The organism is Mesobacillus subterraneus, from assembly GCF_003937825.1.
In the GTDB taxonomy this organism is placed as follows: domain Bacteria; phylum Bacillota; class Bacilli; order Bacillales; family Cytobacillaceae; genus Mesobacillus; species Mesobacillus subterraneus.
This window is the reverse complement of the sequence record NZ_RSFW01000039.1, coordinates 1-11,879: the sequence shown is the minus strand read 5'-3', so window position 1 is coordinate 11,879 and position 11,879 is coordinate 1. Positions and strand designations below refer to the sequence as shown.

At 46.8% G+C, this 11,879-nt stretch carries 7 protein-coding genes and 2 riboswitches; all 7 genes read right to left on the bottom strand.

The genetic code is table 11. The annotated features are described in order from the left end of the window. Positions 1–291: 291 nt before the first annotated feature. The 7 genes from ptsG to EJA10_RS22885 all read right to left on the bottom strand — a co-directional run bounded on the left by ptsG (position 292) and on the right by EJA10_RS22885 (position 11,446). Complete coding sequence (gene ptsG, locus EJA10_RS22915; protein WP_125482329.1) at positions 292–2,370, bottom strand: glucose-specific PTS transporter subunit IIBC; 2,079 nt, start codon at positions 2,368–2,370, stop codon at positions 292–294. Between the two features lie 180 nt (positions 2,371–2,550). Continuing rightward, positions 2,551–3,393 carry a glucose PTS transporter transcription antiterminator GlcT gene (gene glcT / locus EJA10_RS22910; RefSeq protein ID WP_125482328.1) on the bottom strand — a complete coding sequence of 281 codons (843 nt, stop codon included), beginning with the start codon at positions 3,391–3,393 and terminating at the stop codon, positions 2,551–2,553. Between the two features lie 156 nt (positions 3,394–3,549). Next, complete coding sequence (locus EJA10_RS22905) at positions 3,550–4,881, bottom strand: NCS2 family permease (RefSeq protein WP_125482327.1); 1,332 nt, start codon at positions 4,879–4,881, stop codon at positions 3,550–3,552. 120 nt (positions 4,882–5,001) lie between these two features. Next, positions 5,002–5,103, bottom strand: a riboswitch (purine riboswitch). An 87-nt stretch (positions 5,104–5,190) separates the two neighbouring features. Next, positions 5,191–6,738, bottom strand: a complete 1,548-nt coding sequence (gene guaA, locus EJA10_RS22900) for a glutamine-hydrolyzing GMP synthase (protein WP_125482326.1) — start codon at positions 6,736–6,738, stop codon at positions 5,191–5,193. Between the two features lie 177 nt (positions 6,739–6,915). Beyond that, a riboswitch (purine riboswitch) is annotated at positions 6,916–7,017 on the bottom strand. 31 nt (positions 7,018–7,048) lie between these two features. Continuing rightward, positions 7,049–9,277: a transglutaminase TgpA family protein gene (locus EJA10_RS22895; protein WP_125482325.1), complete on the bottom strand. Its 2,229-nt coding sequence runs from the start codon at positions 9,275–9,277 to the stop codon at positions 7,049–7,051. Further along, entirely contained in the window at positions 9,274–10,491 is a 1,218-nt protein-coding gene (locus EJA10_RS22890) for a DUF58 domain-containing protein (protein ID WP_125482324.1), read from the bottom strand. Before EJA10_RS22890 ends, EJA10_RS22895 begins: the two co-directional genes overlap by 4 nt. 1 nt (position 10,492) lies before the next feature. After that, on the bottom strand, positions 10,493–11,446 hold the full coding sequence (locus EJA10_RS22885; RefSeq protein WP_281274549.1) for an AAA family ATPase: 954 nt from the start codon (positions 11,444–11,446) through the stop codon (positions 10,493–10,495). Between the last annotated feature and the right edge of the window lie 433 nt (positions 11,447–11,879).

Sequence of the window (11,879 nt, the reverse complement as noted above, 5' to 3'; positions counted from 1 at the left end):
CTTGTTTGTTTAGTTTTCAAAGAGCAATTCATGTTCGCCGCTCAGAAGCGACTTTAATAATTTAACATGTCACAGCAACAACTGTCAACAACTTTTCAAAATTTATTTTTCATCATCAAAATGTTGTTAACTTGTTCGCGACTGTTTCTATATATTATCACCGCCCATCCCCTAAGTCAACACGAATAAACATTGTAAAAAATGGAAGTTAGTCAGTTAGTTACTGTTTCTTTCTATAATAAATAAGTAAAAAGCCAGCCTCCCTTTTCAGGAGACTGGCTAAGCTGATTTCTATTTAGAGATCTTGATGATGTTTTCTTCTTTTACATCTACATTGCCCTGTTTATTGATGACGATACTTTCGCCTTCTCCAAGGTTCGTAAAGACAATTGGAGTCATAATAGAAGTTGCATGTTCTTTAATATAATCTAAATCCACTTTCAATAAAGGCTGTCCTTTAGTCACTGTATCGTTTTCGGATACAAGTGTTTCAAAGCCCTGACCCTTCAGGTTCACTGTATCAATACCAACATGAATCAGGATTTCACGTCCGCCTTCTGAAAGGATGCCGATTGCATGTTTTGTCGGGAACAGGTTGACAATCTTTCCGTTTACCGGAGATACAATGGTACCTTCTGTTGGAACGATGGCAAATCCGTCACCCATCATTTTTCCTGAGAATACCTGGTCTGGAACTTCAGTAATTGGCTTCAGTTCACCTTTAATAGGAGAAACAAAAACTTCAGCTGCTCCATCCGCATCTGCGTGATGTGTCTGCAACGCTTCAGGGTTCACTTCTTCAATCTGCTGTTCAACTTCGCCAGCTTGACTTGTTTCTACCGGACGCGGCCTTTTGCCGTTTATGATATCTCTCATCTGGCCTTTAATTGTTTCCGAACGTGGTCCGAAGATTGCCTGGATGTTGTTGCCGACTTCAAGTACACCGGCAGCGCCCAGTTTTTTCAGACGATTTTTATCAACATTGTTAATATCATTTACTGATACACGAAGACGTGTAATACAAGCATCAAGGTGAGCGATGTTTTCTTTACCGCCCATTGCTTCAAGCACTTCATACGGAAGATCGCCTGCTTGTCCTTTTGCTCCGCCTTCTTCCTCACCTTCCTCAACCGCTTCACGACCAGGAGTCATGAGGTTGAACTTGCGGATTGCGAAACGGAAACCGAAGTAATAGATGACCGCGAAAACCAGACCAACAGGAATGACGAGCCATGCATTTGTTTGCGGGTTAATCAAACCAAACAAGATGTAGTCGATTAGCCCCCCTGAGAAGGTCATACCGATTTTTACATTTAAAAGGTGCATTGTCATGAATGATAGTCCGGCAAAAAGAGCGTGAACTCCGAACAATACTGGAGCTACGAACAAGAATGAGAATTCTAGTGGTTCTGTGATCCCAGTCAAGAAGGTAGTTAAAGCAGCAGATAGCATCAGACCGCCGACTACTACTTTCTTTTCAGGACGTGCTTCGTGATAAATCGCCAACGCTGCAGCCGGAAGACCGAACATCATGAACGGGAACTTACCAGTCATGAATGTACCTGCAGTCAGGTTTTGTACATTGTCCGCAATCTGCGCCATGAAGATACGCTGATCTCCGCGGACTACATTTCCTGCTTCAGTCGTATAAGAACCAAACTCGAACCAGAATGGTGAATAGAAAATATGATGCAGTCCGAATGGAATCAATGAACGTTCAACTACACCAAAGATAAATGCTGAAAGAGTCAAGTTTGCATGTACCATGTTTTGCGAGAATGCGTTCAGTGCATCCTGGATTGGCGGCCAAACAACAAGCATTGCTAAACCAAGCAAGATTGCCGTTCCCGCAGTGATAATCGGAACGAAACGCTTACCGGCGAAGAAGCCAAGGTAAGATGGCAATTCAATTTCATAAAACTTGTTGTAAAGTGCTGCAGCAATGATCCCGACGATAATACCGCCAAACACCCCTGTTTGCAGTGTTGGAACACCAAGGACACTTTGGTAGTTAAGACCATTAACATCCTCTGCAGTAATTCCCAATACAGTACCCATCGTTACGTTCATGATCAGATACCCGATGATGGCAGCAAGTGCCGCAACACCTTCACCGCCAGCCAGTCCGACGGCAACACCGACGGCAAACAGCAACGGCAAATTGCCGAATACAATGTCACCGGCATTTTGCATGACAGCCGCGACCATATTGACGCCGCTGTTATCTAAAAATGGAGCAAGCTCCAGTAAAGCAGGGTTTCTAAGCGCAGCACCCAATGCGAGCAGGATACCTGCAGCCGGCAAAAGGGCAACTGGAAGCATTAGCGCCTTACCTACTTTTTGAAGAACACCAAAAGCTTTCTTAAACATAGGATTACCTCCTGAATATTTTTTCTCCTAAAGCGGTTACAAACATCAAAAAAACAAATAAAAAAGGCATGAGAAAGATGTATCGAAAGAAGCATACGGATATATTACCCATAAAACTCCATTTCAATTACATTCTTTACTCATGCCTGATCGAATCAGTAACACGTAAAAAATAATACCCTATTTAACTTTTTTCTGAAGCCTTTGCAAATGCATCGTCAGATATACGGCTTCAGCATCATATACTTGTTTTTTCAAGGTTTGCTGCATCACTTTAATGAGTTTCCATGAGAGATTGTAGCACAACGGGTATTCTTCTTTCAAGAGGGTTGCAAATTTTTCTGGTTCTTCTACCTTCTCGCCATTATTGACCCTTTCGATCGTGAAACGTATATGGCGCACGAGTCTCGTGTAATCGATGCCCTCTTTATCAATTTCGATGTGAAGATTTTCTTCAATCATTTGTACCAGTTTCGTCACAAGCTGTGAATGGCGGTTCACATCCGAGAGATTGCGGTTCATTACTGCGCTGTGAATGTGAAGGGCGACAAAGCCAATCTCCCCATCCGGCAGCTCGATGCCTGTTTTTTCTTTAATCAGCTGGACGACCTCTTTGGCAATCTCAAACTCAGTCGGGTATAACGTCTTCGTTTCCACCAGGAAGGGGTTCTTGAATTCCATCCCTTTGGCAATCCGTGTCACGGCGAACATCAAGTGATCCGTCAGGGCGACATGGATGTGTTCATTCAACTGGCTGTCTGTCCGCTTTTTGATCAGTTCAGTCGCCGAAATAATGGCTTCATGGAGCTCATTTTCGACGAACGGCAACAGCTTGATATAGTTGGCCTGTTCTTTTTCATCCTTGAGGACGAACATTTTTTCCGCCTGGCCCTCTTCTATAAGATCTCCTTTTTTCCGGTTGAATCCAATGCCCTTGCCGATTATAATGACTTCCCCAAAACTTGGGTGGTCGGCAATCAAGACATTATTGTTCAACCCTTTCTTTACTGCGATCTTGTCCATGCTGTATCCCCGTTTCAGCTTGTTCTATGGGAATATCGTATAAAAGGGGGATTAAGAAGTCAAACGGAGAGCGGTTGGTGACACTCTTCAAATTTTGGCAAAAGCTCTTTCTGATGCATAAAAAAATCCAGCGGAAAGCCGCTGGACCAAATACTCCTATTCTGTCAAAAACATAAAGTATAGAACGAAGATCACAAAGAACAAGTACATGATTGGATGAACTTCTTTTCCGCGTCCTTTTACGATCATTGTTACTGGGTAAAAGATGAAACCTGCCGCGATTCCTGTTGCGATGCTTGATGAAAGCGGCATGGAAATCATGGTCAGGAATGAAGGAACTGCTACCTCGAAGCGGCCCCATTCGATTTTACCAAGAGATGAAACCATCAGTACGCCCACGATGATCAATGCTGGTGCGGTTACGGCTGATGTGACGACGGACAGCAACGGGAAGAAGAACAGTGCAAGCAGGAAGAACCCGGCTGTCACCAGCGATGCAAATCCGCTTCGTGCTCCTGATGCTACACCTGCAGATGATTCGATATAAGAAGTCGTCGTCGATGTCCCGAAAATGGAACCGACCAGTGATGCGATTGAGTCAGCGAACAATGCGCGGCCTGCACGCGGAAGCTTGTTTTCCTTCATAAGGCCTGCCTGGTTTGCTACCGCTACAAGGGTACCGGCATTATCAAAGAAGTCAACGAACAAGAATGTCAAAATGATCCCCATCATGGTCGCTGTATAGAAAGTCGGGTCGCCAAAAGCGCTGAATACTGCTCCGAATGTTGGTGCTACGCTTGGTACCGCACCGACTACTTTTTCTGGTGTATCGATAAGGTTGAAGATCATACCAACAATGACTGTAAGGACGATTCCGAAGAAAACTGCACCATGGATCCCTCTTGTCAGCATGATGACAGTGATCAATAAGCCAAAAAGGGCAAGCAGTGTATTTCCGTTTGTCAGGTCACCTAGCCCCACAAGCGTTGCCGGGTTGTCGACGATGATGCCTGCATTTTTCAAACCGATGAAGGTAATGAAAAGACCGATACCTGCTCCGACTGCGTGCTTCAGCTCAACTGGAATCGCGTTGATCAGCTTTTCACGCCAGCCAGAAATCGTTAGAAGCAAGAAGAACACGCTGGAAATGAAGACTGCAGCGAGTGCATGCTGCCAAGGCAGTCCGTGACTTAGAACGACTGTGTAAGCGAAGAATGCGTTCAAGCCCATTCCCGGTGCGAGGGCGATCGGATACTTACCGATCAGTCCCATGATGATGGAGCCGACTGCTGCAGCAAGTGCTGTCGCTACGAAGACAGCACCGGTATCCATCCTTAATGCTTCCGGCAGATCCGGCACGTCTGCAAGTGTAAGGATATTCGGATTTACAACCAGGATATACGCCATGGCAAGGAATGTGGTCATCCCGCCAATGAATTCGCGGCGATAGTTCGTGCCAAGCTTTTCAAACTCGAAATACTTCTTCATTTTTTCATTCCCCCTGAATTGAATTCAGGAAATAGGGCCAAAAAGAAAACGCCACGGGTACCGGGGCGTTGACTAGGAATGAATAGAAAATCCTGCAGGCAATAGAGTAATGGATTGCCAGTCATGATTTTCAATCCTCGTAGTCAAGCCATTTACGGTAGCTCGGTAGAAACTTTTGGGCCATATCCCCAAGATTATACGACGAATTATGACAAATTATTAAGTTCAGGTTTATTCTATCAGGACTTTGGTCCTTCGTCAATAAAAAAAACGAACATTTTTCATGTTCGTTTTTAAATCGTTCGTATTTTACTCCCATTCAATGGTTGCAGGCGGTTTGCTTGTAATGTCATAAACGACTCGATTGACATGGTCTACTTCATTGACGATCCTTGTTGATATGATTTCGAGGACGTCCCAAGGAATCCTAGCCCAGTCGGAAGTCATCCCATCAATTGAAGTTACTGCGCGGATCCCGATCGTATAATCGTATGTTCTCGCATCCCCCATGACACCAACGCTGCGAATGTCAGGAAGCACAGTAAAGTACTGCCAGATTTCACGGTCGAGGCCGGCTTTCTTGATTTCGTCGCGCAGGATGGCATCTGATTCACGAACAATTTCCAGTTTTTCTTCAGAAATTGCACCGAGAACGCGAATCCCTAGTCCAGGTCCCGGGAATGGCTGGCGCCAGACGACTTCATCCGGAATGCCAAGCTCGGATCCAAGGGCACGAACCTCATCCTTGAACAATGTATTCAAAGGCTCGATCAATTTGAACTGCATATCTTCAGGCAAGCCGCCGACATTATGGTGCGACTTGATCGTTTGCGCTGTCGCTGTGCCGCTTTCGATGATATCGGTATACAATGTCCCCTGTGCCAGGAACTCGATGCCTTCTAGTTTTTCGGCTTCATCGTCAAACACATAGATGAACTCATTGCCGATGATTTTGCGCTTTTGCTCTGGATCGGAAACGCCCTCAAGCTTGGTGAGGAAGCGGTCTTTCGCATCCACCTTGATGACGTTCATGTTGAAGCCGTCCGCGAATGTCTTCATGACACCCTCTGCCTCGTCTTTTCGCAGCAAACCGTGGTCAACGAAGATACACGTCAGTTGGTCGCCTATCGCTTTATGGATCAGGACGGCTACAACCGAAGAATCGACACCTCCGCTAAGCGCACACAGGACTTTCTTGTCGCCAACTAACTGGCGGATTTTTTCCATCTCGATCTCAATGAAGTTTTCCATTGACCAATTGCCTTCGCACTCACACACTTTGAACACGAAGTTTTTCAGCAGGTCGTTTCCAAAAACGGAGTGGCGCACCTCCGGATGGAATTGGACGGCATACAGCTTGCGGCTCTCGTCGCTCATTGCCGCAATCGGGCAGGATGGGTTAATGCCATCCACTGTGAAGCCGGGCGGTGACATGGTCACGAGGTCCCCATGGCTCATCCAGACAACCTGTTCCCCAGGCGTTCCTTCAAAAAGCGCACTCTGGTTATGAAGCGTCAGCAACGCTTTGCCATACTCACGATGCTTCGCCTTTTCAACCTTTCCGCCGAAATGCATCGTCATCAGCTGCATTCCGTAACAGATGCCAAGGATCGGCAGGCCCAATTCAAAGATTTCCTCGTCACAGCGGAAGGCTCCCTCATCATAAACGCTGTTCGGGCCTCCGGAGAAAATGATTCCCTTTGGGTTCATTTCCTTGATTTCCGCTGCCGTGATGGTGTGCGGGTGAAGCTCACTGTAGACGCCAAACTCCCTGATACGTCTCGTAATCAGCTGGTTGTACTGGCTGCCAAAGTCTAATACAACAATCATTTCCTGGTCTTGAAGCTCGGTTTTCATAAAGTCACCTCATTAGAATGATTAAAACGGATTCCCATTGCCAAATGCGATTCTCCGCCACGCTAAATTCGTTATGTATAATGTTGGCTCGCATCCGCGTTTTTACACAGAAATAAAAAAACCAGAATCCTCCCGTCCTCAAATAAAAAGGAAGGCAGAATTCCGGCCGTAACGAACAAAAAGAAAATCTGCCTTCATAGTCAAATCATTTACGGTGATTTGGTAGATACTTTCGAACCTTATTATCGAGGATATATGAAGGATTATTCTATATAGTTGCAAACATTGTATCAGTATAACATTTTAACGGTCAAGTACCAGATTTCCGGATCATGATTTCCCAGTATTTTTTTGCATCCTGCCACATTTCCTCATCCAGATTTCCGCGATAGAGATACTCTTCATACTTGGCTGTCAGCCAGCGCATCTCGTTCGTGGAGAAGAACGAGTCTACATAATTGGCATAATCACGCAATGTCTGGCCTTTCTCCTTTTTCAGGCCGTAGCGCTTTAGTTGCTTCAAGAGAACCAAATACGCTTTTTCGAGGTACTTGTTTTGCTTTTTATACTTATAAAGAAGGATGTAGAGGCCTGGCAGCCATTTTGCCCTCAGTTTGTACAGGATGCCAGCAAATACACCAATCACAAGCAAGGTCAAGAGGATTTTCTGCATATTATCCATCAGGAAAGCACCCGCTTTTTTCAAGCTATCGGAAAAAGAAGCCTTAGGCTGGTCAGACTGTGCCTGTTCTTCCGGCATCTCCGGCTTTTGCGGTGCCGCTGGTGCAGCATTTTCTTCTTCATCCTGCCCCTCTTGTGATTGTGTATCGTTTTTCAGGTCATACTCAAATTGAACATTGTTTGAAAAACCTTGTGTCGGCTCGAATGGCACCCAGCCTACGCCAGGGAAGTACCCCTCCACCCATGAGTGGGCATTATTATTTGTGACTTTATACAATCTGCGGCCATCTTCCAGAGTATCGAGATAGTCGCCTTCGGTATAACCCTTCACCCAGCGGGCAGGAATCCCGATCGAGCGCATCATGACAACCATCGACGTGGAAAAATTATCACAATAGCCGCGCTGCGTCTCAAACAGGAACTGGTCGACATAATCCTGGTCCTCATCAGGAACCGCGACATCAATCTGGTCATACACAAAATTATTTGAACGGAAGTATCTTTCAATTGCCCTTGCCTTGTCAATCCACGCCTTTTCATCCTTGGTGATCTCCTCAGCCAGCTCGACCACCCTTTCAGGGAGCGATTCTGGTATCTGTGTATAGCTGGAGATGAATTCGGCATTCGCGTTTTTTTCTGCAGGCAGGTCTTCAGGTCCTGAAGATTTCAGTGTTTCCATGCTGAATACAGGATGGTCAAAGGTCAGCGAATAAGGCCCAATTGATCCTGACTGCCCATCAGGAATCGACGTGATTTTTTCCGTTGCTGGATTAAGCATGAATTCCAGAGTCGAATAGTTCGCTGTTGCCTCGACCTGTTTCACGCCCAGTGGATAAACCAGATGCGGATAGCCAATTTGCGGGACGACCTTGCTTATGCGCTCCTCAGTTTTGACTCCCTCTTCAAACGGATCCAGAGGAATCGTCTCCTTTGGCAAAAATTCCTGGGGTGGTTCAGCTCCCGGATTTTCAACCCAGCCTTTGCCGGTATAAATGTCCTTCGTCTCTATCCGCCAATAGTGGCGCCCATCCGCTTCGGCGGTGAAAACGACCCGGTCATCGCCAATGAACGGACCGCCAAGGGTCGAATCATCTGTACCGTATCCGACTTTTTTGACACCTCCGCCGCCACTGCCGGAATCCTCGTTGAAGGAGGTAATGAACGGGACAGGGTCAGGCCAAATGGGATCAGCCTTCGGAGCCGCATATCCAATTCCCACACTCAGGACAATCATCGCAATGAGCGGAATCATCCATCTGCGCGCGCTATCAAGGCTCCTTTTTACGACTTCCTTATCAGCAATCCGGTAGAACGACAACATTCCCATTACCGCGAACCCGGCAATGACCGTCCTGATGATTGCGGCATCCGCTTCATAAGGAGTGAACGTGTCAAGCACCGTAATATAAATCAGGGTCATGAAGAAAAACACAAAGATCTGCTTGCGGTTGATAAGCCAATACTGGATCAAATAGGCCATCAGCCAAAGCAGCACAAAGAACAGCAAGGTCCGGAACACATTTGAAAGCCCGGTCCATTCAGCATTGATGATATAAGCCGAATTTGCTGTCACCTCACTCAACAGCTCTCTAAACCAGCCCATGCTGAAAAAAGTTCCTTCATAATACATAAAGTGTACCGCGTACAGGATAATCAGAATCCGGATCAGCGCTGCCGGAATGAACGGCATCCCGAAAAATGACATCATCAGCGACATGAACACAAATCCGAGGAAAACGCTGAGGTGTCCGGTGTCCGTCAACTCCTTCAGCGGCCTCAACCATTCCCAAAGCAGCAAAAAGCTGAATAGATACAGTAAAAAGAACGAGATATCTTTTTTTGGTTTTTCCATCGTCATCCTCTGTTCACCTCCGAGAAGGCTTCAGGGAACTGGCCTTCATGCACCATGACAAGCCGGATTCCCCTGGCATTGGCCGAGGACCTCAAATTGGTTTCTGTTTTTGTAGGCGATTCCTGCGCATTCTTGATCAGGAAGATACTCACTGAGCCATTTTTCTGATTATAAAACGCAGCTTTTTCAATGAGCTCTTTCGTCAATTGTGCTGTAATCAGCATGATGGAGTTGTTCTGCTGCGCCAGAAAGCTCTCCGCTTGCAGTACGCGGTCAAAGGAGACCGGGCTGTCATCCTGAATTTTAGCCAGATGGTACAGGAGCTGCTGCTGCTGACCCTCCCCGCCCCGGACCGGAAACGCCTTCCGTTCTGAGCTGGATGTCAGCAGGCCCACCTGAGCCCCTTTTCGTAAAATCGCCCTTACCACTGAAGCCGTGAACGATACGACAACCTCAAACCTTGGATCAGGGGAGCAATCCATCAGGACAGTCACATCATGTGACTGTCTCTGTTCGAACTCCTTCGTCATGATATCATTCCGCCTTGCAGTCGCCTTCCAGTTGATCCATGAAAAACGGTCCCCGGGCTGATATTCACGCACTCCAATTGCCATCGAGGTATCGCGCTGGACGCGCTCCTTCGAGGCAGTCATGCCCTGGTCAAAATGATGGGCCACCGGGCGGTAGATCATTTCCTGGAAAGCTGGATACACAAGAATCCGGCTTTCAGCAGGAAGGACCTTTTCCTTTTCAATCAATCCGAGCGGATCGCCTGTTTTCAGTTTGATGCCTGACAGGATATGCTCGCCCCGCGGCAGGTTTTCAATCGAATAATCGAAACTGAACACCCTGCTGAAGCCAGGAAACACCATCGTTTTGGCCTGTTGAAGATCGCGGTTGCCCGCAAGCGTGTTCCCCGCCTGTTCCTCAGCGATCGCGTAGAACAGCGGGAAGGCGATATTCCGTTCAAGCACAATGCTTGCCTTGAACTTTTCACCTGCATTGTATTCCTGTTTCGTATACACCCTTTCCGCCTTGACTTCTTTGAGCGAATATAAGGCCAGACCCAAAGCATAAAGTGCGAATGGCAGGAAGCTGTAAAACAGGAACCAGCTGACAAATCCGCCCTGGAACATCGCATAGGAAAAGGTAATGGCAATCAGTAAAAGCAAAACGATGAGTTTCCAAATCTCTTTGAATCTTTGGAAAATTTTTTTCATATTACTTCACTAGCCTTTGCACTGGCACAGGCACTCTCGCCAACACTCGGTTGACGACATCCTCCGCTGTGATTCCTTCAAACCTGGCCTCTGATTTTAAAATGATTCTGTGCGCGAACACGGCTGGCGCCAGATACTGGACATCATCCGGAATGACATAATCCCTGCCGTAAATGAAGGCATAAGCCTGGGCAGCCTTCATTAGCGCAATCGATCCGCGGGGGCTTACACCCAGATAGACGCTTCCGTGCCCACGAGTCCGGTTGGAAAGTTCGACGATATAGCGCTTGATCGTATCGTCGACAAACACTTCCTTGATGCTGTTTTGCAGGTCGCGAAGATCTTCAAGCGATACAACCGGCTGCAAATCTTCGATAGGCAGGTTACGCTGAGCGCGATTCAGGACTTCCATCTCTTCATCAAGCTCAGGATAGCCCATTTTCATTTTTAACAGGAAACGGTCCAACTGCGCTTCAGGCAGCGGATAAGTTCCTTCGTAATCAATCGGATTCTGTGTCGCCATGACGAAAAACGGCTTTTCCAGCACATGGGTCACGCCATCGACTGTGACACTTTGCTCTTCCATCCCCTCGAGAAGGGCAGACTGGGTTTTCGGTGATGTTCTGTTGATCTCATCGGCAAGGATGATATTCCCCATGATCGGTCCCGGCCTGAACTCGAACTCCATCTCCTTCGGGTTGTAGATCGACACCCCCGTCACATCAGACGGCAACAGGTCCGGCGTGAACTGAATCCTCCTGAACTTGGCGCTCACCGATTTCGCCAGAGCCCTTACCATCATTGTCTTTCCAACTCCCGGCACGTCCTCAAGCAGCACATGGCCGCCCGCAAGCAGCGCAATCAGGCTTAACTCTGCCACATTCCGCTTACCCGTCATCACCTTATCAATATTTTCAAGAATTCTCTCAATCTGTGGATTTCTCTGTTCCCGCACGAAATTTCCTCCTCTTAAAATCTATCTATTTATCTACAAGAACATTGCAATTTTTTCGCCAATAAGTCTATATTCGCTATTTTTTGTAAATTTCCTGTAATATGCAGAATGAAAATATTTCCGCTCTGTGATAGACGGAGGTTTGGAGGAGAATGTTACATAAAACCAGCTGTTTGCGCTAGGATTTACTTCCCGAATAGCTCCGCACCCAAAGATATTACTCTACTATGCAGAAAACGCAGTCCTCTCCCTTTTTTGCAACCTGTCCGAATGAGGCGTGCTCTCGGACAACTTTCACCTATATTCCTTGCAACCTGTCCGATTGAGGCGCTCTCTCGGACAACTTTTACCTCTATTCCTTTCAACCTGTCCGATTGGAGCGTGCTCTCGGACAACTTTCTCCTCTATTCCTTTCAACCTGTCCGATTGAGGC